A 20170-nucleotide genomic window follows, 5' to 3' on the forward strand; every position below is an offset into this window, starting at 1 on the left:
GTTCCGCCCATCCAGATACAACCTTCCGCAAGTTTCGCACTGCCACATCGAGCGCAAACCGTCCCCCCAAAAAATCTCTCGCGCCCTCATAGAAGCAGCATCGGGTGTCAGTTGACCCGCGGATGCGGCACCGATGACATGCTCGTCGAGGTCATCCCACTTCGCACACCAACCTTGGTCAGGCGTAAAGCGAGCTTTGTTCGGAATGTTATCGGTCGCGTCGTAGATGGTTGAGCCGCAGTGGCAAGTAATTTTCATGAATACAAGTCCCTTTGCCTGCGAACTCTACCGCTTAGCCGAGTGGCTGGTTCTGGCCGCAAGCCGCTGATGCTAGTCGCCGCGAACGCCGACGACGCTACGCAGCCCAACTAGGTCAGGCGCGTCCGATTCGACAAAGAAGAGGTCCTCTGCCACGCCCGTGACGTTATCGGTAATGCCGATGACGAACTCGCGGCCCAAAGCAGAGTGCAGTTTTGCGAGATGCTCGGTGATGCGCGCAACGTCGCCGAACCAACCTTCGGGCTCGTCGCCCTGGTCGGGCAGGACCAAGTTGATGCCAAGCTCCCAGTCAGGCAAATCGTCAGGGTAGCCGCCGATCACGGTTCTCTTCTGGTTCACCACGGTCGGCCTCGATGCGACCCAGCCTGGCGCTGCGGCAAGCGCCACGAGCGCTTCCTCGATGGGCGCGACGACGTCATCTAGGTCTGAGCCGTCTACGTACGCATACAGAGTGTGTCGTTGCATGGTTCTACTGGAGGCTGAGTGTGGGAAGGTCCGGTTGTGGCCGCATCCTGCACGTCGCGCGACGCGGCCCACTGAGCTCAAGCCGAGCCACCCTTTGCTTCAACGCGGGCGCTGACTTGCCGAGCAATTTCGAGACAGCCGGCAACAACCTCCCGCAGCTCGGAAACACTGAAGAAAAAGGGCCGTGGGTATGGCAGCTTCGGCGGTTGCTTGCCAGCAAGTGTGATTGATCCAAAAGCAAGGACCGCGTAGTTGCTTCCTGAACGAACCGAGTCTTCTTGCAAATTCAAGTACGGCTCGATGTAGACGCCCTCGCCCTTGATGGAAAAGCCGAACTCCACGCTCACGGGCAGGCCAGGTGCACGAATTGTGTACGTCCGACCTGGCCCGCGCTCTTTCGCAAGTTCCCCGAGGTCGCTCAACGTCGCAACTATCTCAGAGTGAGGGCACTGGCAACGCTCGGCCTTTCGGTTCTCGTGTTTTGCACACAACTGGTAGTAGCGTTCAGCGAAGCCTGCCTCGAGCAAGGCGTCGTGCAGTGGTGATGAAGTCATTCGTGTCCGATGGCTGGTGAGGGCAATTGGAGGGGCTCGGCGAAGGTCGGCAAATGGCCGCATTTTGCCCTTAGGGACTATGCACCGGAGCACGACTGGCTCACGTGGCGTCATGCTGCAAAGAGGCCAGAATCGCTTTCAGGCGCTGCGTCTGCTTACGCTCGTACTCAGGTTCAATCGCTCGTATGTCTGCATCAGAGACGAAGTGATAAAGAAGGTGAATGACATTGACGGCTGCAGCCTCTGCTTCTGAATACGGCCGTAGCGCTGCCAAGGCGTCCTCGCCAACCAATTCTCCGGAGGTGATTCGCGCCGCGAGGTGCTCTAGCGCTTGAACATCGGACAATCGCATGTGGCTTCCATGACTTCGACCAGTGGCTGAACGGCGGCTATTGGCCGATTGGTGGCTAACGACGAGTCCACTGTCTCACCAAGGCCGCGCTGCGATGCCTGAGTTTCTGCGGGAAGGTCTTGGTACCCGCAATCCTCGAGAGCATCCTGGCAATCTCGTCGTCCATCGGCAGGCCATCTTCGAGCCAAGTCACGGCCAACTCAGGCCAATATGGAGTCGGCCAGTCTAAGCCTGACATCACGACCTCCCGAGCCGAGGCAACTTCCGGCACGAACTCGGAGAGCGGCGATTCAAGAGCGGGAAGCAAGGTCCGACGATCCATGGTCTGATTGGGCGGGACAAACACAGCGCATTTTGCGGCCTCCCTGAATGACCGGTTCTGGCCGAATTCTGCCGTCAAACAGACCTACGCCGCACTTCGGTAAAACGCATCCGCCGCAGGTCGCCCTGCGACTCAAGTTGGCCGGATTCGACAAGCAGTCCGACCCGCTTCGCGAAGAAGACGTCGGGAACTCCGCTTGGGCGGTCTTGCATCGACAGCATCGCCATCCCAACCACGCGTGCGACCTTCCTCCAATCGTCGGAGACCTGCGAAAGAAGTGCCGCATCGATGAGCGCCAGTTCGGCTTGAGACAGCTTTGCAACCCGCGCATCCTCTGCGAGCGAGAGCTCGGTGTCGTCGATGTCATCGTTGTTTGTCGGTAAGCGGCTAGCGATCCCATCTTGGTGGGTAGCCGCTCACCCGCTCCAAGGCTAGACTTCAGGAATCGGCCAACACCAGACATTCGAGCTTCAATGCGGAAAGTTACTTGAGTATGGAATTGAGCGGCAAGAGCATCATCCAGGGCTTCTTCTTGCTCGCCTGCGTGACACTGCTCCTTCTGTTGATCTTCGGGGCTTGGGTGCTGAAGAAGCTGTTGCCTGAGGAACATCCGATGAAGAGCAGGCTGTCACCTGAAAGGCTCCTGCATATCGCAAAGATTCTTGCAGCAACGCTGATCGCGGCTTACTTTGTGGGCGCAGTAATCTTGTACGGTTAGACAAGATGCGGCCAAAACCAGACGCTCGCCGCCGAGGCAGAATCTGTCCAGAAGCCAACTGTCGTTCCATGAAAGCTGCCCGATGGACCCTACTTTTGAAGTCCTCGTCGAGTCCGAGCGCACTGAAGCGGAGCTCCTTGACGCCTTGCAACTCTCACTCCATGGGACCCGACAAGGCGGTTACCTACTTGTACAAGGTAACGTCCTAAAGTTTTCCGAGAACCCGCTCCGTGACAGGAGCAAGCTTGGGAACGGCGAGAGGTCGTGGCCGTACTTAAAGTACAGCCTATCCGTATTTCCGCAGCGCGAGCCCGACCTCGCAGTTCAAAACGCTCTCGCGAACGAGGTGGTCGCCGCGCTTCGACCCTACTGCTCCGTCCTGGAACTGATTGCTGAGGCGTGGGCAGACGGAGCGCGATGACAGGCAGACTTCGGCCAAAACCGGACGTTCGCCGTATCTGCACATTCGCGCAATCCAACGTGGAGTTCGTGACATGCAAATTTCAAGATCAAAGACGTGTACCCGTCGACCTCGAATTGCCTCTTGGATCGCGGTTGGCGCCAGTGCATGGGCTGCACATACTTTTGCGGAGCCAAGTTTCCCCACGCAGCAGACGTGGACTTATGGGCAAGGGGCGGACCTAATGTCAGGACAGCCTCATCCTGAAGCAAACCTGATGAGTCACAACACGCTGCCCCTGCCAGCCTCCACGAAGCAGACGAATTTTGGATATCTGACGGTTGAAAGACGGGCGGCGAAGCCGGTCGTTGTCGCATTGGGCATTGAGCAAAGGCCACCGAAGGCCGGGGCTCTCGACTGCAAACCCGAAGGCTGCATAGTGAAGATCCGATTCGACAACGACCCGGCAATCGACTTCCATGCCCTTCCCGTAAAGAACTGGCCTGGAAGGGTCGTATTACAAGACTCCGCCGGCTTCTTGAAAGCGGCCTCCGCAAAAAAGCGCATCGAAGTTGGTTTTCAAGATCTTGAGAACGGCTATGCGACATACCAGTTCTCTTCCGCTGTACCTCTTCAATTCGAGAAAATCAAATAGCAGGCGACCTTGGATTCATCTCAACAGAGGACCTTCTGCCAAACAGCAGATAACAGCTCATGATGAACATACAGCAAGGTAAGCCAACAAGCGCAGCCAAACTGCGTCGGTGCACAGAAACTCGTGGAAGTATCGAACCCGTGCGAGCCGCCTTTAGGAACAACTTGGCCCTTGCCTCGATGGTGTCGCAGTGAAGCCCCTGCTCGTCCCTGCGAAACGGGGTGATCGTCTCACCGGAGCGCGTGTCTTGCCATCGAACGAAGGGGAAAAACAGACGCGAGTCCATTCTTTGGAGCGCTTGCTCGACCGGTCGAGCAATTGGCAGTAAGAACTGGCTGCACGGCATGTTTGCAGCGGCCTCGAATGTCGGAGCTCTCCAGATAGCATTCGTAACGAGCCCAAAAATCAGGGCAGTCCATATTCCAGAGAGTACGACCGCAATCCGAATCCACATGGGACGCTGCATTTTCATGAGTTTCATTTGTCCGAGTCCCCATCTGGCACGACCGGTGGAGCCTCTGTCGTTCGGTTATCGCCAGCCTGCAGAGACAAGACCGACCAGTAAGGTGCGATCTTCGCATGGTGTGACAACATTCGGCCTAGACCGGACCTTCGCAAGCACCTCAGGGCGCACCAACTGATGAACAACTTTCCTGCGTTTGGGTTTCTGCTGGCCTTCGCGGCCGTGGCGCTGTTGCTCGGCGCCCTGGTCATTATTGGCTGCTTGGTCGCTGCGGCAATGTATCCTCGCGGCCATCCGTCCGCAGACCGATTGCGAGCGTTCGCCGCGCGCTTGCCTCGCCTTGTCGCCCGTAGCGTCATGTTTTTCGACGGGCTGGCTTTCATATTCATCTTGGCCATGTTCGCGCTTCTGACATTAGTCTTTTCCTGACCTCGCCAGCAAGGACAGAATGCAGACAGGAGCGGCCCTTCAGAGGCGCTGCAGAATTCGATCAGGAAGAATGTTGGACTCGGAGGGACCGCGTGACCGTCGAACATAAATTTGAATGGGGCCCCAAGACGATGCCCCGGCCGAGTGAGGCGGACATGAAGCGTCTAGCAGGCATGGTTAAGCGCGGTGAACTGCATCCAGTGCTCAATCACACAAAGTGGGCGGAGCTTCGGACCGAGCTGCTCGCGGCGCCTTCCGAGCTGCAGCCCCAGTTCCGGGCTCGCAGCGTGTTCGCGCCGCCCGACTTCTGCACTGCGTGGGACGGCGAGTTTTACTATCACGTCCATCCCGTTGCAGAATTGGAGTGGATGGAACTGCAAGCTGCGTCTTCGACCTGGCTACGCGACACGCTCCAGCGTCTCAGCATCCCGTACTCGCTTGAAGCTGGCATTGTGCGGGTTTGGGGGTACACGCGGCCCGGTCCACAACCAGAATGGCAGTAAGCGGCCAACACCGGACGTTGCCCGAGCACGGTCAACCCCGCGTGCGAGATAGCTAGTTGCGACAGCATGCCTTGTCGGAAGCACAGTAACATTCCGCCGTCATCCGACACACCACCCTGGTCGGACCAAATCCGAGAATAGCGACAACCTAGGGTGTTCACCCGAATGGAGCGACCCAATGTGGAGCATCTTGGCCGATCTGTGCATTGGCTTCTTCGAACTTGTTATGGATGTCTTGGTGTTCAGGCGTCAGCGCAGCAAGCACGGTCGCAGTCCCCGCAGTGTTGCCAAAGACACGTTCGAGGTCGCGCGCTTTAATTTCGTCACGTTGATTTTCATCGGGCTGGTCTGTGCCGGGTTGATGCTGCTCCTGGCCTTCGGGTTTGGGTTGTCGGTCGGCCTAAGCGTCGGGATCGGCATCACCGTGGGAGCGATCTGGGGAGTCTGGCAATACTCCCAATTGGTTCGTGAGCGATGACCGCGTCGCGCCGCTGACCCCATCCCCGAACTAAGACCGCCTTCGCCGACGGCATAGGCATCGTCGGCGAACGTTCCGAGCTCGACAGAAAATCGCGCCACTCCCGCCGAGCAACTTGGCAAACAGATTGAGGGGGAAGTTGGATGGTTGCGCGACCGGCTACAGTCGGCCAATAGCGGGCATTAGCCCCGATGGGCCAGGCTTGATGCTATCGCCGGTCATGACGGCGAGCCCGTTCCTCCAAGCGCGACTGCTCGTGCGCCAACAGACTGCTGACTTCCCGCAATCTGTGAATCTGCTGTTCGACACTTTGCCGCTTCTCAGCCAGCAGGCGGGCACCCGCCATGCAATGGATCCCGCCCGAGCGCAATCCCTTCAGCACCTCGTGAATCTCGTCTAAAGAAAAGCCGAGCGCCTGCATGCTGCGCAGTAGCTTGATTTCTTTTATTAGCGACGAAGGATAGTCGCGATAGTTGTTCGCGCTGCGGGGGATTTTGCCCAGCAAGCCGCGCCGCTCGTAGTACCGGATGGCGTCACGGCCAAGACCAGTTTGCGCTTCGAGTTCCGCGATCTCCATAAAGTTCTTGACTGTGAACTGGGGTTCACACTTTAGCATCACCTTCAATTCAAGGAGATGCCTATGTATTTGCTCGGCAGCACAAGCGTCGTCATCGAACTCCCTAGAGTGAGGGTCTTCGACTACGTGACGAATCTCACAAACTTCGCCCAATGGTTCCCGGCGGTAGTGGAAGTCACGTCACGCGACAACGTTGCACCGGCCACCGTTGGAAAGCAGTACGACGAGATATTTCTCATGCCGCTGCGTGGCCGGCGCTCTGTTGGCATTCGAGTGATTGAAGTCGACCCGCCTTGGAGAATCGTCACGGAGGGCGCCCTTGCGCTGTTGAGGCCGCGCATGGAGATTCAGTTCCAGGATGCCGGGTTGAATGCGTGCAAGGTGCAATGGCGCATGCTAAGCAGAAACAGCGCGCCCATGGCGCGCTGGACGGTTTTGCCCCTCGCTCGACAGTTGATGCAGAAGCGCGCCGATGCGGCAATGCGTCGTCTAAAGAAGATCTTGGAATCCGGACAGGCGTAAGCGCGCGGCGACCCATCTTGACCGCGGGTTCGCAAGGATCGGGGACGAGCGTCTTGCAAAAATTCGCGGCACGTACGGCAACCTGGAAGACTTCGTGGAGAAGATCTTTTCAACCGTTGTCCCTCCACCAGCCTACGAGCAAGATCTGGCCACAGCGGAAGCCACAGTCGACCCGGTGGATTTTGACTCGGACAACTTGGTCGACGGGCGCCAGAAGGTCATGGCGGAGATTGTCCGCCGTCGCGGCCAGCCGAAATTCAGGAAGGACCTGATAAGGGCGTATGGCGGAAAGTGTGCGGTCACTGGCTGCGAGATCGAAGCAGTGCTTGAGGCCGCCCACATCATTCCCTATATGGACGGCGACACCAACCATGTGGTCAACAGGCTTCTGCTGCGAGCCGATGTCCACACGCTGTTTGATCTTGGAGTGCTCAAGATCGATGTGACCGGCCGCATCCACATCGCTGACACACTCTTCGGATCGGCGTATGAGAAGTACGGGGGCAAGAAGATTCGCTTCCCTGCTCTGAAGGACGACCATCCGGATTCGGGGGCGTTAACAAAAAAATTTGGCGCCGTTGCATAGCCTAGTCTTTGGTATCTATGTCCGGATGCGCCTGGCGCCACTGCTCATGGTTGCTCCATCTGGTCTTCACTTAACCCCCTTAGGAGGCCGCGTCAAACAGTCCGCACTCGCGGTTCGAATTACCCGTGCAGCGCACTTCCAGGAAGGACCCGCGACCGGGGTGGGCACCCCCTCGCGGCGATATCGGCTCCTACCCCCTATCGACAATGTCGACAAACTCGACAGACCCAGATCGAGGGGGCGTTTGTCGAGTTTGTCGACATTGTCGATAGGGGTAGGCATCAAACCCTGCAAGTGATTGATATAGAAAGAAAAAGTCTATTTTTGGGTTATGGCGACACACTCGGTTATGTCGACAGAGCCCTCGGATTGACGCGATACGCAGTGGTCGCCGGTGCGCCCCTGTTGGGCCGCTTGAACTCACGCACCACGTCCTGATGCTCCAGCCGGTCCAGCGCCTTCTGCAGCCGCTCCACGCTCCTGAAGCGCCCCTCCTGCGCCTTCTGGCATTCGCGCCGGGTGAACTCGGCCAACCCGCCCGCGCGCGCCCATTTCAGGATCGCTGCCGCATCACCATCGATGGCATCGGTGCCCAGCAGCCCGAACGCCGCCTGCGCATGCGGGATCAGCAGCCGGCCCAAACGCAGCGCCCGCTCCATCGCCACCTGACTGACCTCTTGGCTGGCGAGGCCCATCTCGGCCAGCTCCAGCAGCGCGGCGATGCGCGCCACCGCGCCGGGCAGCTTGCCGGTCCAATCGCTGATCGATTCATACCGACCGCCATCTCCCTGCTGGCGCTCGATCTCCTCGGCCAGATCGAGCCAAACGCCGCGCGCTGCATCCGACAGCGGCAGCACCTTGGGCGCCGCCAAGGGGCCGGGCACGCCCTCCAGCAGGCCGAACAGGTGCCGCTTGTAGTCATCGCGCACATCGGCAGGGATGGGCGTGTGTTTGCGCACATCGCGCCTGCCGACGTTGCTGGCCGGCATGGCGTACAGGAAGCGCGCCAGCAGGCCCGACGCACGAAAGCGGCGCGAGCTGGCGACATCCGCCAACACGTCCGGTTGCAGCAGCAGGCCAAACGACAGCGCGGGCTTGTCGACGTGCGCCGCGCGGCCTGCCCGGTCCACGCGCATGGGCGTGCCGGCATGGCCTTGCAGGAACACGTCGATGTTGGCCGCGCCACCGTTGTAGATGCCGGCCATGATGAGGAAGATGCCCGACTCATCCGAGTGCACCGCCATGCGTTCGCCGTGCTCCACGAGCAAGGCCTGCAGTCGCTCGGCCGTGGTGTCACCCGTGAACAGCCGAGGCGCCCGGGCTTCGTCGGGCATGTCGGTTTCCTCGCGCGCGATCTCGTTGCGAATGCCTTCGCGCTCGCTCTCGTCCTTGGCCTTCGCCGCATCCTGCAGCAGCCGCTCGATGCGCTTCTTCGCCACCGCGCGGGTGGCGGCAATGCGGACAATGGTGCTGCGCATGCGGTCCCGCAGCGTTTCCTCCCAATGCACCAACGGCCCCAGCATGGCGTTGAGGACAGCGGACTTGCGTGTGCCGCTGGGTGTGGCGCTCAAAGTCCACAGTGCCAGTGGTTCGGTGTAGTCATCGCCGAAGGGCGCGACCTCGAAGCGCCGATGCAGCACCGTGGCGAGCACAGCCAGGCAGGACATGACAGCCAACGCTGGCGGGGTCTGTGTGCTCTCGGAAACGGCTTGCGCCATGGCCCCCATCCAGGTGGGCAGCACGTCGCAGGGGATCGTCGGGGTGCGCAGGGTGCCGGGCAGGATCGGCTCCGGCCAGGACGGGGGTTCGGTCACTTCAACCGCTTCAATCGCTTCGACGAGTTGGAACGTCGCCGCAGCCTGGTGAACTTGGTGACGCACCTCGTCGAGGCTGGCCAACTGGGCCAGGTCGTTGAAATCTGTTGCGGCAATCACGCGACATTCCTTGTGAACCGGGGGATGGCGACGCAGCCGCCCACAGCGCGCGCGGCGGCCTGGGCGTGCGTGACGCCGGGATTGCCTGGCGTGTGCCGGTCGTTGTCGGCGCAGACCACCAGCCGCAGCGCGGGAAACTTGGCGCGCAGCGCACGCGCCACGGGCTCCAAATTGGCGCAGTTGAAGGCGACGGCCACCGCATGCCCGGTGGCTTGATAGAGGGTGCTGCCGGTCGCCAGACCTTCGGCGAGCAGCAGACATCGCTCTGGCCGTCCCTTTCCGATGGCGAAGTAGCACCCCTTGATGCGCCCACCGGTCAGGAAACGTTTGGCGCCGTCTGGGCCGATGAACTGCAGGGTGTGCAAGATGCCGTCCGCATCTCGCGCGGGAATCAGCAAGGCATCGCGCAATTGCCGCATACCGATGGCCGGGATGACCGGCACACCCTTGCGCCGCAGATAGGGATGGTCATCCTGCGCCGGCCGCGCTCGCGCCCATAGTTTCTGCGCACGCTCGCGTGCAGACGCATGCACAGCCCGTTGCTCGGCGAGGCGGGCTTGTTGGGCGGCCTTCATCGCGCGCTGCAGTGCGGCTCGCTCGGCCGGCGTCGGAGGCTTGGCACCGGGCGATGGGGTCGCACACCAGGTGTGCGTCTCCCCAGTCTTCCAGCTGCCGAAGGCGCCTGCACGCATCGGGCCGTCGTGCAGCACGGCCCAGCCATTGCGACTGCCCGGCTTGTCACCTTCTACGCGGTAGCGCACCAACCGGCCATCGGCGCCCAGGTCCAAATCCTTTGCAGGCGCCAGGCCGGCTGCGCACATGGCGTCAAGCATGCTGCTCATCATTTGCTCGGCGAGCCCTCACTTGGAGACCTGGGCGTCGCGCCAGGCAATCAGCTTGTCGCCGGGAATGACGGTGCAGCGCGCCGACAGGCGGATCGGCCGTGGAAAGTCGGGCCGGGTCTTGACCCAGCGCCAGAGGGTGGCCGTCCCGATGCCGAGCAATTCGGCCGCTTGCTTCGGGCGGTAAGACTGGGCAGGTGATGCCATTCGTCGCTCCAATTGAACCCGCGTTGCGTCATGCGTGCGGTATGGAGTGACTGTCAATTCATGGGAGCAATTGCGCTACGCCGCTTCGATGGAAACGGCATGAGGCATCAGTGGATGTCATGCGCCGCATCGGCGGGCGTCACCCACCGTGTCGGCGGATGTCATGTGTCGGATCAGCGGATTTGACGCCGCCACGCAGCACCAGGGAACTGCTCGGAAAGCAACCTGCGCACTGTGCTCGCTGACTTGCCGATTTCCTCGCTGATCAACGAGGCGGCGGCATCCTTCGGAAGGTGCATAAATTTTTGGGCTGCTTCCTTCACTTTGTTCATCGTCTGCTCGCCGAGCTCCCGTCGTCCTGCCGCTCCACGGTCGACGTTCTGCTGCGAAATATCGTTCATCGCTACGAGGTAGCCCTCAATTAGCATGGAGTATTGCTCAAACAGCGCGTAGAGCTCCGAATGGCTGCGCAAGAACGATTCTTCGATCATGCGCATATCTGCTGCGCGATGGTCGGGTATCGGGACGTTCTCCAATTCGGCATACGCTGTTACCTGGTAAAGCAAGTAGTACTGGCCTGTCTTGCATAGCAAAGATAGCGCTCGCAACCCATCGGCTATCTTGCGCTTGGGGCCAGTCAACCGGCCATCCCCGTCCCTCGTCCGCGCAAGGAAGTGCTTGCCGAGATCACTTGCGGTCGCGCCTTTTGGAAAGCACTTGACTTTGATCGCCAGGGGAAGCAGTTCGTTGTCGATGCGCGCCTCAGCGCTCGTCCAGTATGTTTCTATCTCGGGTAATGACATCGCGCCTTCATGTTTTTAGAGCACCACGTTCCATCCCAAGCCAGTCAGCCTAGGAACGAGGCACATCATTGATCTCACCCTCAGAAAATTGAGGGAGCGAAATTATCCGCGACGGGTTGAGACGCAAAAGGCATCGCTTGCCCATGGAGGCCGCTGTTGAGGCAGCGCAGCCAACCCTCTTCAAGCACATCCACGCAGCTCGCCAATTAGCAAATCAAGGCGCCGGGGGGTGGTTCGTCGGCCCACCCCGGCACGACGCGCCGATCTCTCAGGCGGCCGCCCGCAGCGGGATCACGTCTGCACCGATGCGCAACTTGTCGAGGTAGTCCGACCAGCGCTGCATCATCTCGCGTCGCGCGGGCAGGTGCGCCGTTCGGTTGTACGCCCGGCCGTTGGGGTCCTTGACCATGTGCGCGAGCTGGTGCTCGATGAAGTCCACGCGCTCGCCGAGCACCTCGTCCATGATCGTGCGAGCCATCGCGCGAAAGCCGTGCGCGGTCATCACTTCCTTGGCATAGCCCATACCGCGCAGCGCGGCGTTCACGGTGTTTTCGCTCATGGGGCGTTCGCCGGTGCGGATGCTGGGAAACACGTACCGCCCGTGGCCAGTGGCCGCGTGCTGGTCGCGCAAGATGGAGACAGCCTGCACCGACAGGGGCACGATGTGATCGACGCCCATCTTCATCTTCGCACCAGGGATTCGCCACTCAGCGGAATCGAGGTCGATTTCGGACCACTCAGCCGTGCGCAGCTCGCCGGGACGCACGAACACAAGAGGGGAAAGCTTCAGGGCGGCGAGCGTGTACCGATGGCCGCCATAGGCATGGATGGCGCGCAGCAAGGCGCCAGTCTGCAGTGGATCGGTGATGGCCGCGTAATTGGTTTTCTCGACGGCTACCAACGCGCCGCGAAGGTCGGCCGTCACGTCGCGCTCCACCACGCCGGTGGCGACGGCGTAGCGAAAGACCTGGGAGCAAATCTGCACGATGCGATGGGCGCTTTCGTGGATGCCGCGCGCCTCCATGCGCCGAATCACCTTGTCGAGGATGTCCTTGGCCTTGATGGTCGCGATGGGCCACTTGCCGATGTAGGGGAGCACATCCTTTTCGAGCCAGTTGGTAATCTTGGCTTGCGTCACCTCTGCGCGTTTGTTGGCCGTGTTCTTGAGCCAGTCGCGAGAGATAGCCTCGAAGGTGTTGGCGGCCGCCTCGGCCTTGGCTGTCTTCTCCTCACGCTTGACCACGCTGGGATCGATGCCGTGCGCCAGGATCTTTCGGGCCTTGTCGCGGCGCTGGCGGGCCTCGGCCAGCGTGACCTCGGGGTAGACGCCGAGGGCCAGGGTCTTGGCCTTGCCCTCGAAGCGATAGTCCATGCGCCAGTACTTGCCCGCCGCCTTCACGCGCAGGTACATCCCGCCGCCATCGGCGTAGCGCTCGCCGATTTCGGCTCCCTTGTGTTTGACTTGTCTGACGAAGGTGTCTACGAGTGCCATTGTCGTTATGCGCTTTCTTGTGTGTCGGTACTTCAATTCCGGAGCTCGGTCGGTACCGACAGAAGTACCGACAAAGTACCGAGATGAAATGCTACAACGCGAGACGACACCAGACAAAGAAAAACCCGCTGCTCCTAGGGAAGCAGCGGGTTTTGGGATGATGTGAGACGACTTGATGTGATCTCTTGGTGCCTTCGACAGGAATCGAACCTGTATCTGAGTCTTAGGAGGACCCCGTTCTATCCATTGAACTACGAAGACGGTAGACGGCCCGCACTTTACCAGTTCAGTCGCGTCTCGAACCGCCCAGTGAGGCGTAGGTCGTGCTCAGCGCAGACCGATGCGCGAGGCGTGCCAGCGCAGTACGGCGGCGCGCTCCGGATCGGACGCTTCGATGCGGTTCGCGCGCGTTTGCAGGGCGCGCATTTCTTCGACCTCACTGATGATCTTGTTTGGGCTCAGCAAAGCCTGAACGAGCACGCTTGCTTCTGCCGCAAGCGCCTTGAGCGCGCCAGCCAAGCCACCACCGAGTGCGCTCGCGCTGGACGACTGGTCAAGGGTAGACATAAGGGGGACTCCTGGATTTCGTGAGTGGGATGACCCTCTATTCTAGGGTTTACCCGGATATTCCCCCAGACATGAGGATCGGAGTGCCCGCTCCGGGTGTCTGCGATGCGTTCATCGGCGGCGCGGAGCGCCGTGGTCTACCCATGGGTAGCCTCGCCTGTGCATGGCCCGGCGCGGGCTAACCCCAAGACAAAATCTTTGAAAAGTTGACCATGGTCAAGCAAGCGACGTTCGTGCTGCGCGCACCATCTGCCCTGTTCGCATCTCGGCTCAGATTCTTTAAAAAATAGAGCGCACCCTTACACAGGAGACAACATGATGAAGAACTTCTTTTCGCGTGCCCACGCTTGTCGGGCAAAAGTCCTCACCGTCGCCATGCTGGCACTCGCAGCCGCCACACCGGCCGCTGCATGGGAACCCACCAAGCCGGTGGAGTTCGTCATTCCCGCAGGGACCGGCGGAGGCGCCGACCAGATGGGCCGATTGCTGCAGGGCATCGTCATCAAGTACAAGCTGATGAAGGAGCCGCTCATCGTCGTCAACAAGTCGGGCGGCGCAGGCGCCGAGGGCTTTCTGGCGGTGAAGGAAGCCAAGGGCGATCCGCACAAGATCATCATCTCGCTCTCCAACCTGTTCACCACGCCCATGGCCACCGGCGTGCCCTTCAACTGGAAGGACATGACGCCCGTAGCGATGCTGGCGCTCGACCAGTTCGTGCTGTGGACCAATGCCGATCAGCCGTACAAGAACGCCTCGGAGTACATCGCGGCGGCAAAGGCGGCGGGCCCGAACAAGTTCAAGATGGCCGGCACCGGCTCCAAGCAGGAAGACCAGATCATCACGGTGGCGCTCGAGAAGGCCACCGGCACCAAGTTCATCTACGTGCCGTTCAAGGGCGGCGGCGAAGTGGCGGTGCAACTGGTGGGCGGCCATGTGAACTCCACCGTGAACAACCCGATCGAGGCCGTGGCCCAGTGGCGCGCGGGCAAGCTGCGCGCGCTGTGCGTGTTCGACGAGGAGCGCATGCCGTTCAAGGCCAAGGTGACCGAAACGCAGTCGTGGAACGACGTTCCCACCTGCAAGGAAGCCGGCGTTCCGACCAAGTACACCATGCTGCGCGGCATCTTCATGCCCGCCGGCGTCACGCCCGAGCAGCGCGCGTTCTACGTCGATCTGCTGACCAAGATCGCGGCCACGCCGGACTGGAAGGAATACATGGAGAAGGGCGCATTCAACCCGACGTTCATGACGGGCGAGCCCTTCGCCAAGTGGCTCACCGAAGCGGAGGCTACCCACCGCACGTTGATGAGCGAAGCCGGTTTCCTGGCGAGCAGCAAATAGCAACCGAGCGCCCTGCAGCGCGTCGCGCCTGACGAGACTGCCGCCGGCTGGGCGGCGGGCGGAGCGCTGCACTCTCGTTTTTTTCACGGCACATACAAATGAACGATGGGGACTCCATGGAGCACGACGAGAATTCCGACGGCGCGGTACGCACGGGCGTAGCGACCAACGTGGTCGAAGCGGTGGTTGCGGTAGTCCTGCTGGTCATAGGGCTGGTGGTGATCTACGAGAGCCAGAGGCTGGGCTCCGGCTGGACCAGCGACGGTCCCGGCGCGGGATATTTCCCGTTCTACATCGGCGTGATCATCGCGATTTCCGGCGCCGGCATCCTGTACCAGGCACTGCTCGGCAAAGCCAAGAAGACCGAGGTCTTCGTCGATTCGGTGCAGCTCAAGCGCGTGCTGTCGGTGCTGCTGCCGGCCACGGTCTACGTCGGGGCGATTTCATTGCTCGGCCTGTACGTGGCATCGGCGATCTACATCGCGCTGTTCATGGTGTTCCTGGGCAAGTACTCGTGGGTGAAGAGCGTCATTGCGGCGCTGGCGGTCAACACGGTGTTCTTCTGCATGTTCGAGGTGTGGTTCAAGGTGCCGCTGTTCAAAGGCGCACTCGACCCCCTTCGTTTTCTCGGCTACTGAATCTCACGGAGCAAATGCGAAATGGATGAAATCAGTGCCCTGATGCAGGGCTTCTCGGTGATCCTCACACCCATGAACATCGGCCTGATGTTCGTGGGCATCATCCTGGGGGTGCTGATTGGCGTGCTCCCCGGTTTGGGCGGTGCCAACGGGGTGGCCATTCTGCTGCCCCTCACTTTCACGATGTCGCCTACCTCGGCGATCATCATGCTGTCGTGCATCTACTGGGGCGCGTTGTTCGGCGGAGCCATTACCTCCATCCTGTTCAACATCCCCGGTGAACCGTGGTCGGTGGCCACCACCTTCGACGGCTACCCCATGGCGCAGCAGGGCAATGCGGGCGCGGCGCTGACCACGGCGTTTACCTCGTCGTTCGTCGGCGCGCTGCTGGCGGTGATCATGATCACTTTCCTGGCGCCGCTGGTGGCCAAGTTCGCGCTGAAATTCGGTTCGCCCGAATTCTTTGCGGTGTACCTGCTCACCTTCTGCAGCTTCGTGGGCATGGGCAAGGGGTCGCCGTTCAAGATCCTGGCGTCGATGGCGCTCGGCTTCGCGTTGGCGAGCGTGGGCATGGACACGGTCACGGGCCAACTGCGGCTCACGTTCGGCCAGCCCGAGCTGATGCGCGGTTTCGACTTCCTGATTGCGGTCATCGGCCTGTTCGGCATCGGCGAAATCCTGCTGTCGATGGAAGAGGGCCTCAAGTTCTCCGGCAAGAGCGCGAAGATCGATCCGAAGGTGGTGCTGCAGACCTGGAAGCAACTGCCGCAGTACTGGGTGACGTCGCTGCGCAGCTCGCTCATCGGCATCTGGATGGGCATTACGCCCGGCGGCGCCACACCGGCTTCGTTCATGGCCTACGGCCTGGCCAAGAAGATGTCGAAGCGCGGTTCCAAGTTCGGCACCGGCCAGATGGAAGGCGTCGTGGCGCCCGAGACCGCGGCGCACGCCGCAGGCACCAGCGCGCTGCTGCCGATGCTGGCGCTCGGCATTCCGGGTTCGCCCACGGCCGCGGTGCTGCTGGGCGGCCTCTTGATCTGGGGCCTGCAGCCCGGACCGCTGCTGTTCGTCGAGCAGAAGGACTTCGTCTGGGGCCTGATCGCCAGCATGTACCTGGGCAACATCGTCGGCCTTATCGTGGTGCTGAGCACCGTGCCGCTGTTCGCTTCGATCCTGCGCATTCCGTTCTCGATCATTGCGCCGGTGATCATCGTGATCTGCGCCATCGGCGCCTACACGGTGCACAACGCGATGCTCGACATCTGGTTCATGCTGGGCTTCGGCGTGGTGGGGTATCTGTTCAAGAAGCTCGACTTCCCGCTGGCGCCGCTGGTGCTGGCGCTGGTGCTCGGCGACAAGGCGGAAGACTCGTTCCGCCAGGCCATGCTGGTCTCGCAAGGCGACGTGATGATCATGTTCTCGAACCCGCTGGTCGGCGGCATCACCACGCTGGCGCTGTTGCTGCTGTTCTGGCCGCTGATCTCCAGGGCGCTGGCATTCGTCAAGCCGAAGAAGCACGACGAATTCGCCGTCGAACGGCCGGTGGACTGAGCAAGGGAGCAACGATATGCCAGTGATTGCACTCACCCAGGAAATGGGTTCCCTCGCCAAGGACGTGTCGCAGCGCCTCGCCGAGCAGCTCGGCCTCGAGATCATGCGCCACGAAACGATCGAGCGCGTGGCCGACCGCATGCAGGTGCCGACCAGCTTCATCGGCCGCCTGCGCGACGGCAAGGCCGGTTTTGTCGAACGGCTCACCGCCGACAAGCGCAGCCTCGCGCTGTATACGGCCGAGGAACTCTTTGCATTGGCAGACCGCGGCAACGTGGTGCTGCGCGGCTGGGGCGCCACCTGCCTGCTGCGGCCGGTGCCGCACGTGGTGTGCGTGCGCATCACGCGCTCCATGAAGAAGCGGGTCGAGTGGCTGATGGCACACCTGGAGACCGACGACGCCGAGTTCGCCGAAGCCGAGATCCGGCGCAGCGACGACGCGCACGCGGCGCGCATGCATGCGCAATTTGGTGTGACATGGGGCGACCCGGTGCTCTACGACCTGGTGCTCAACACCGATCGCCTTTCGGTGGACAGCTGCGTGGCGCAGATCCGCGCGCTGGTGGAACGCCCGGAGTTCGCCGAGACCCCGGCTTCGCGGGCACTGCTGGCCAACATGGCGCTTGCGGCGCGCGTGAAGTCGGCGCTGAAGGACAACGAGGCGACCGGTGACATCCGCGTGACCGTCGAGGCCGACCAGGGCAAGGTCACGCTGAGCGGCATCGTGCTCAATGCACAGGAGCGCACCCTCACGGAGGGCGTGGCCTCCAAGGTCGACGGCGTGAGCGGCGTCGACAACGCGCTGCGCCTGATGACCGTTCCGCGCCGCTTCGCGTCGGCGAAGCAGACCTGAGCACCGCGCGCGCCTGTGCCTGTGCGCCTGCCTAGATCTTTCCGCGCTTTCGCAGCCTGCTCAGGGTTTCTGCGGAGAGATTGAGGTACGACGCAAGCTCCTTGCTCGGAATGCGGTCTTCCAGCTCGGGGTGCTTGCGCGTGAACCGGTGCACGCGGCCGGGCGCGTCGAGCAAATGCAGCGTGATGGTGTGCGCCATGATTTCGCTCATGCCGCGCATCACGCAGTACTCGAACAGCTCCTTGGTCTCGGGGTGGCGGTCGAGGAACGCGATCCACTCCTTCAGCGGCAGGCTGGCCACCCGGGCCTTGGTGACGCACACGATGCCGTAGGGCGTGGGCGTGCCCAGCCGCAGTGCCGCATAGCTGGTTTCCATGTCGTGCGCATCGGCAAAGCGAAGGATCATTTCCTTGCCCTCCGGGTTGCTCACCACCCGCTTGAGGATGCCGTCGAGGATGAAGTACTGCTCCATCTCGCGCACGCCCTGGTGCAACAGAAAGTCGCCTTTGTTGCCGTCCACGATGACGAGATGGGTTTCCAGCTCGGCGCGGTCGCTCTCGCTCAGGTCCTTGAGAAGGATGTTCTGCCGGAGCTGCGCGCGAATGATGTTTTTCTCCGGGTGGTTTTCCAACAACGTCATGGGTCCCGTCTTGCTCGAATTCGCAACAACAACATCTGGTTCATCTGGCCGGTGCCGTTTTCCGGAAAGTTGACCGAGGTCAACGCCTGAAAGCATGCCCCCGAATCATAGTCCCGGCTCGGGCCTCGGCCATTCACCCAAGCAAGAAGGAGAGACATGTCTTCAGTAAGAACGGATAAAGAGGCATCCACGACCCTCGACGACGCCCTCAAGCCAAAGAACAAGGCTGCCGAAGGCGACGCGGTCGTGCTCGCACTCAAGCAACCCACGGAGGAGGCGCACGACACCACGATCGACGGCTTCCACCTGGTCATCGATGCGCTGAAGCTGAACGACATCGACACCATCTTCGGCCTCCCGGGCATCCCGATCACCGACCTGACCCGCATGGCACAGGCAGAAGGCCTGCGCGTCATCTCGTTCCGCCACGAGCAGCATGCGGGCAACGCTGCCGCCGCCGCCGGTTTTCTCACCCAGAAACCGGGCATCTGCCTGACGGTGTCGGCGCCCGGCTTCCTGAACGGCCTGACGGCGCTGGCGAACGCCACCACCAACTGCTTCCCGATGATTCTCATCAGCGGCTCGAGCGAGCGCGAGATCGTCGACCTGCAGCAGGGCGACTACGAGGAGATGGACCAGCTCGCCATCGCCAAGCCGCTGTGCAAGGCCGCCTTCCGCGTGCTGCATGCCGAAGACATCGGCGTGGGCATTGCGCGGGCCATCCGCTCGGCCCTGTCGGGCCGCCCGGGCGGCGTGTACCTCGACCTGCCGGCCAAGCTGTTCGCGCAGACCATGGACGCCGAGGCCGGCCGCAGGTCGCTCATCAAGGTGGTCGACCCGGCACCGCGCCAGATTCCGGCGCCTGACGCAGTGAAGCGCGCGCTCGACCTGCTCAAGGGTGCGAAGAAGCCGTTGATCCTGCTGGGCAAGGGCGCAGCCTACGCACAGGCCGATGCCGACATCCGCGCATTGATCGAAAAGACCGGCATTCCCTACCTGCCGATGTCGATGGCCAAGGGCCTGCTGCCCGACACGCACGAGCAGTCGGCCGCGGCCGCGCGCTCCTATGTGCTGCAGGAGGCCGATGTGGTGATGCTGGTCGGTGCGCGCCTCAACTGGCTGCTCTCGCATGGCAAGGGCAAGACCTGGGGCCAGGAGAAGGGCGCCAAGCAGTTCATCCAGATCGAGATTGCGCCGACCGAAATCGACAGCAACGTGGCCATTGCCGCACCGGTGATCGGCGACATCGGCTCCTGCGTGGCGGCGCTGCTCGCGGGCGTCGATGCCAAGTGGGCCAAGCCGCCGGTCGAATGGACCGGTGCCATTGCCGAGCGCAAGGACAAGAACCTGTCGAAGATGGCCGCCACGCTGGCCGCGCGGCCTTCGCCGATGAACTTCCACAGCGCGCTGAGCGTGATTCGCGACCAGGTAAAGGCGCGGCCCGACGCCATCGTGGTGAACGAGGGCGCCAACACGCTCGACTTCGCGCGCAGCATCGTCGACATGTACGAGCCGCGCAAGCGCCTCGACGTGGGCACCTGGGGAATCATGGGCATCGGCATGGGCTTTGCCGTCGCGGCCGCGGTGGTCACCGACAAGCCGGTGATCGCCATCGAGGGCGACAGCGCCTTCGGCTTCAGCGGCATGGAGGTGGAGACCATCTGCCGCTACAACCTGCCGATCTGCATCATCGTGTTCAACAACAACGGCGTCTACCGCGGCACTGACGTGAACGCGAGCGGCACACCGGACGTGGCGCCCACCGTGTTCGTGAAGAACGCGCGCTACGACAAGCTGATGGAGGCCTTCGGCGGCGTAGGCGTCAACGCCACCACCGCGGATGAATTGCAGAAGGCGCTGGCCGAAGCCGTGGCCTCGCGCCGTCCGACCCTGATCAACGCCGTGATCGACGAGACCGCTGGAACGGAGAGCGGCCGGATCACCAGCCTCAATCCGAGCACGGCGAAGAAGAAGTGAAGCACCCGTTATTCAAGGCAAC

The 20170-nt window shown here is 61.7% G+C and carries 24 protein-coding genes and 1 tRNA gene; 12 read left to right on the forward strand and 13 right to left on the reverse strand.

The features are described from left to right. Nucleotides 1-330: 330 nt before the first annotated feature. From ABIC94_RS18650 to ABIC94_RS18665, 4 genes are all read right to left on the reverse strand, one after another. Nucleotides 331-744: a hypothetical protein gene (locus ABIC94_RS18650; protein WP_354374485.1), complete on the reverse strand. Its 414-nt coding sequence runs from the start codon at nucleotides 742-744 to the stop codon at nucleotides 331-333. Between the two features lie 77 nt (nucleotides 745-821). Continuing rightward, on the reverse strand, nucleotides 822-1298 hold the full coding sequence (locus tag ABIC94_RS18655) for a hypothetical protein (RefSeq protein ID WP_354374486.1): 477 nt from the start codon (nucleotides 1296-1298) through the stop codon (nucleotides 822-824). A 100-nt stretch (nucleotides 1299-1398) separates the two neighbouring features. Then, nucleotides 1399-1650: a hypothetical protein gene (locus ABIC94_RS18660; RefSeq protein WP_354374487.1), complete on the reverse strand. Its 252-nt coding sequence runs from the start codon at nucleotides 1648-1650 to the stop codon at nucleotides 1399-1401. Between the two features lie 396 nt (nucleotides 1651-2046). Beyond that, a complete protein-coding gene (locus ABIC94_RS18665) occupies nucleotides 2047-2367 on the reverse strand; it encodes a DUF3658 domain-containing protein (RefSeq protein WP_354374697.1) in 321 nt (106 codons plus the stop codon). Nucleotides 2368-2459: 92 nt separating this feature from the next. Here ABIC94_RS18665 and ABIC94_RS18670 point away from each other — a divergent pair, with 92 nt between their 5' ends. The 5 genes from ABIC94_RS18670 to ABIC94_RS18690 all read left to right on the forward strand — a co-directional run bounded on the left by ABIC94_RS18670 (nucleotide 2460) and on the right by ABIC94_RS18690 (nucleotide 5618). Beyond that, nucleotides 2460-2690 (forward strand): hypothetical protein, encoded by a 231-nt coding sequence (locus ABIC94_RS18670; RefSeq protein WP_354374488.1) that lies wholly within the window; start codon nucleotides 2460-2462, stop codon nucleotides 2688-2690. A 677-nt stretch (nucleotides 2691-3367) separates the two neighbouring features. Continuing rightward, nucleotides 3368-3745: a hypothetical protein gene (locus ABIC94_RS18675; RefSeq protein WP_354374489.1), complete on the forward strand. Its 378-nt coding sequence runs from the start codon at nucleotides 3368-3370 to the stop codon at nucleotides 3743-3745. A 640-nt stretch (nucleotides 3746-4385) separates the two neighbouring features. Beyond that, complete coding sequence (locus tag ABIC94_RS18680) at nucleotides 4386-4637, forward strand: hypothetical protein (protein ID WP_354374490.1); 252 nt, start codon at nucleotides 4386-4388, stop codon at nucleotides 4635-4637. 92 nt (nucleotides 4638-4729) lie between these two features. Further along, the gene (locus ABIC94_RS18685; RefSeq protein WP_354374491.1) at nucleotides 4730-5140 is read left to right on the forward strand and encodes a DUF6678 family protein; all 411 of its coding nucleotides are present in this window, start codon (nucleotides 4730-4732) and stop codon (nucleotides 5138-5140) included. A 178-nt stretch (nucleotides 5141-5318) separates the two neighbouring features. Then, complete coding sequence (locus ABIC94_RS18690; protein WP_354374492.1) at nucleotides 5319-5618, forward strand: hypothetical protein; 300 nt, start codon at nucleotides 5319-5321, stop codon at nucleotides 5616-5618. A 208-nt stretch (nucleotides 5619-5826) separates the two neighbouring features. Here ABIC94_RS18690 and ABIC94_RS18695 read toward each other — a convergent pair whose 3' ends face one another. Further along, nucleotides 5827-6195: a MerR family transcriptional regulator gene (locus tag ABIC94_RS18695; protein WP_337295337.1), complete on the reverse strand. Its 369-nt coding sequence runs from the start codon at nucleotides 6193-6195 to the stop codon at nucleotides 5827-5829. A gap of 63 nt (nucleotides 6196-6258) precedes the next feature. Here ABIC94_RS18695 and ABIC94_RS18700 point away from each other — a divergent pair, with 63 nt between their 5' ends. Both ABIC94_RS18700 and ABIC94_RS18705 read left to right on the forward strand, forming a co-directional pair. Continuing rightward, entirely contained in the window at nucleotides 6259-6717 is a 459-nt protein-coding gene (locus ABIC94_RS18700; RefSeq protein ID WP_337295338.1) for an SRPBCC family protein, read from the forward strand. A 94-nt stretch (nucleotides 6718-6811) separates the two neighbouring features. After that, nucleotides 6812-7303: an HNH endonuclease gene (locus ABIC94_RS18705; RefSeq protein WP_354374493.1), complete on the forward strand. Its 492-nt coding sequence runs from the start codon at nucleotides 6812-6814 to the stop codon at nucleotides 7301-7303. A gap of 347 nt (nucleotides 7304-7650) precedes the next feature. Here the strand turns inward: ABIC94_RS18705 and ABIC94_RS18710 are convergent, their stop codons facing one another. The 7 genes from ABIC94_RS18710 to ABIC94_RS18740 form a co-directional block, all read right to left on the reverse strand. Beyond that, a complete protein-coding gene (locus tag ABIC94_RS18710; protein ID WP_354374494.1) occupies nucleotides 7651-9237 on the reverse strand; it encodes a YfjI family protein in 1587 nt (528 codons plus the stop codon). Continuing rightward, on the reverse strand, nucleotides 9234-10070 hold the full coding sequence (locus ABIC94_RS18715) for a hypothetical protein (RefSeq protein ID WP_354374495.1): 837 nt from the start codon (nucleotides 10068-10070) through the stop codon (nucleotides 9234-9236). The genes ABIC94_RS18710 and ABIC94_RS18715 overlap by 4 nt, the downstream gene beginning before the upstream one ends. Before the next feature lie 27 nt (nucleotides 10071-10097). Further along, nucleotides 10098-10286 (reverse strand): helix-turn-helix transcriptional regulator, encoded by a 189-nt coding sequence (locus tag ABIC94_RS18720; RefSeq protein ID WP_354337956.1) that lies wholly within the window; start codon nucleotides 10284-10286, stop codon nucleotides 10098-10100. A 173-nt stretch (nucleotides 10287-10459) separates the two neighbouring features. After that, the gene (locus ABIC94_RS18725; RefSeq protein ID WP_354374496.1) at nucleotides 10460-11089 is read right to left on the reverse strand and encodes a hypothetical protein; all 630 of its coding nucleotides are present in this window, start codon (nucleotides 11087-11089) and stop codon (nucleotides 10460-10462) included. 268 nt (nucleotides 11090-11357) lie between these two features. Further along, nucleotides 11358-12581, reverse strand: coding sequence for a tyrosine-type recombinase/integrase (locus ABIC94_RS18730; protein WP_354374497.1), 1224 nt, complete (start codon nucleotides 12579-12581; stop codon nucleotides 11358-11360). Between the two features lie 186 nt (nucleotides 12582-12767). Continuing rightward, nucleotides 12768-12842: transfer RNA gene (locus ABIC94_RS18735), tRNA-Arg, on the reverse strand. A 66-nt stretch (nucleotides 12843-12908) separates the two neighbouring features. Then, nucleotides 12909-13148: a hypothetical protein gene (locus ABIC94_RS18740; protein ID WP_354374498.1), complete on the reverse strand. Its 240-nt coding sequence runs from the start codon at nucleotides 13146-13148 to the stop codon at nucleotides 12909-12911. 318 nt (nucleotides 13149-13466) lie between these two features. Between ABIC94_RS18740 and ABIC94_RS18745 the strand changes: the two genes are divergently transcribed. From ABIC94_RS18745 to ABIC94_RS18760, 4 genes are all read left to right on the forward strand, one after another. Beyond that, complete coding sequence (locus tag ABIC94_RS18745) at nucleotides 13467-14489, forward strand: Bug family tripartite tricarboxylate transporter substrate binding protein (RefSeq protein WP_436318049.1); 1023 nt, start codon at nucleotides 13467-13469, stop codon at nucleotides 14487-14489. Between the two features lie 116 nt (nucleotides 14490-14605). Continuing rightward, nucleotides 14606-15127, forward strand: coding sequence for a tripartite tricarboxylate transporter TctB family protein (locus ABIC94_RS18750; RefSeq protein ID WP_354374698.1), 522 nt, complete (start codon nucleotides 14606-14608; stop codon nucleotides 15125-15127). Nucleotides 15128-15148: 21 nt separating this feature from the next. Next, nucleotides 15149-16678 (forward strand): tripartite tricarboxylate transporter permease, encoded by a 1530-nt coding sequence (locus ABIC94_RS18755; RefSeq protein ID WP_354374500.1) that lies wholly within the window; start codon nucleotides 15149-15151, stop codon nucleotides 16676-16678. A gap of 16 nt (nucleotides 16679-16694) precedes the next feature. Further along, nucleotides 16695-17531: a cytidylate kinase family protein gene (locus ABIC94_RS18760; protein WP_354374501.1), complete on the forward strand. Its 837-nt coding sequence runs from the start codon at nucleotides 16695-16697 to the stop codon at nucleotides 17529-17531. Between the two features lie 31 nt (nucleotides 17532-17562). Here the strand turns inward: ABIC94_RS18760 and ABIC94_RS18765 are convergent, their stop codons facing one another. Continuing rightward, complete coding sequence (locus tag ABIC94_RS18765; RefSeq protein ID WP_354374502.1) at nucleotides 17563-18171, reverse strand: Crp/Fnr family transcriptional regulator; 609 nt, start codon at nucleotides 18169-18171, stop codon at nucleotides 17563-17565. Between the two features lie 156 nt (nucleotides 18172-18327). On the opposite strand from ABIC94_RS18765, the gene oxc reads away from it, so the two are divergent. Continuing rightward, the gene (gene oxc / locus ABIC94_RS18770; protein WP_354374503.1) at nucleotides 18328-20148 is read left to right on the forward strand and encodes an oxalyl-CoA decarboxylase; all 1821 of its coding nucleotides are present in this window, start codon (nucleotides 18328-18330) and stop codon (nucleotides 20146-20148) included. Nucleotides 20149-20170 lie beyond the last annotated feature (22 nt).

The sequence above is a fragment of the Variovorax paradoxus genome (genome assembly GCF_040544635.1).
In the GTDB taxonomy this organism is placed as follows: Bacteria; Pseudomonadota; Gammaproteobacteria; order Burkholderiales; family Burkholderiaceae_C; genus Variovorax; species Variovorax paradoxus_R.

Bases quoted from the DNA above. Each gene is read 5' to 3' on its own strand.
- ABIC94_RS18675 (WP_354374489.1), top strand. From the start codon at position 3,368: ATGAGTCACAACACGCTGCCCCTGCCAGCCTCCACGAAGCAGACGAAT.
- ABIC94_RS18690 (WP_354374492.1), top strand. From the start codon at position 5,319: ATGTGGAGCATCTTGGCCGATCTGTGCATTGGCTTCTTCGAACTTGTT.
- ABIC94_RS18740 (WP_354374498.1), bottom strand. From the start codon at position 13,148: ATGTCTACCCTTGACCAGTCGTCCAGCGCGAGCGCACTCGGTGGTGGC.
- ABIC94_RS18730 (WP_354374497.1), bottom strand. From the start codon at position 12,581: ATGGCACTCGTAGACACCTTCGTCAGACAAGTCAAACACAAGGGAGCC.
- oxc (WP_354374503.1), top strand. From the start codon at position 18,328: ATGTCTTCAGTAAGAACGGATAAAGAGGCATCCACGACCCTCGACGAC.
- ABIC94_RS18755 (WP_354374500.1), top strand. From the start codon at position 15,149: ATGGATGAAATCAGTGCCCTGATGCAGGGCTTCTCGGTGATCCTCACA.
- ABIC94_RS18720 (WP_354337956.1), bottom strand. From the start codon at position 10,286: ATGGCATCACCTGCCCAGTCTTACCGCCCGAAGCAAGCGGCCGAATTG.
- ABIC94_RS18725 (WP_354374496.1), bottom strand. From the start codon at position 11,089: ATGTCATTACCCGAGATAGAAACATACTGGACGAGCGCTGAGGCGCGC.
- ABIC94_RS18655 (WP_354374486.1), bottom strand. From the start codon at position 1,298: ATGACTTCATCACCACTGCACGACGCCTTGCTCGAGGCAGGCTTCGCT.
- ABIC94_RS18680 (WP_354374490.1), top strand. From the start codon at position 4,386: ATGAACAACTTTCCTGCGTTTGGGTTTCTGCTGGCCTTCGCGGCCGTG.
- ABIC94_RS18765 (WP_354374502.1), bottom strand. From the start codon at position 18,171: ATGACGTTGTTGGAAAACCACCCGGAGAAAAACATCATTCGCGCGCAG.
- ABIC94_RS18660 (WP_354374487.1), bottom strand. From the start codon at position 1,650: ATGCGATTGTCCGATGTTCAAGCGCTAGAGCACCTCGCGGCGCGAATC.
- ABIC94_RS18650 (WP_354374485.1), bottom strand. From the start codon at position 744: ATGCAACGACACACTCTGTATGCGTACGTAGACGGCTCAGACCTAGAT.
- ABIC94_RS18760 (WP_354374501.1), top strand. From the start codon at position 16,695: ATGCCAGTGATTGCACTCACCCAGGAAATGGGTTCCCTCGCCAAGGAC.
- ABIC94_RS18700 (WP_337295338.1), top strand. From the start codon at position 6,259: ATGTATTTGCTCGGCAGCACAAGCGTCGTCATCGAACTCCCTAGAGTG.
- ABIC94_RS18695 (WP_337295337.1), bottom strand. From the start codon at position 6,195: ATGGAGATCGCGGAACTCGAAGCGCAAACTGGTCTTGGCCGTGACGCC.
- ABIC94_RS18745 (WP_436318049.1), top strand. From the start codon at position 13,467: ATGAAGAACTTCTTTTCGCGTGCCCACGCTTGTCGGGCAAAAGTCCTC.
- ABIC94_RS18750 (WP_354374698.1), top strand. From the start codon at position 14,606: ATGGAGCACGACGAGAATTCCGACGGCGCGGTACGCACGGGCGTAGCG.
- ABIC94_RS18715 (WP_354374495.1), bottom strand. From the start codon at position 10,070: ATGCTTGACGCCATGTGCGCAGCCGGCCTGGCGCCTGCAAAGGATTTG.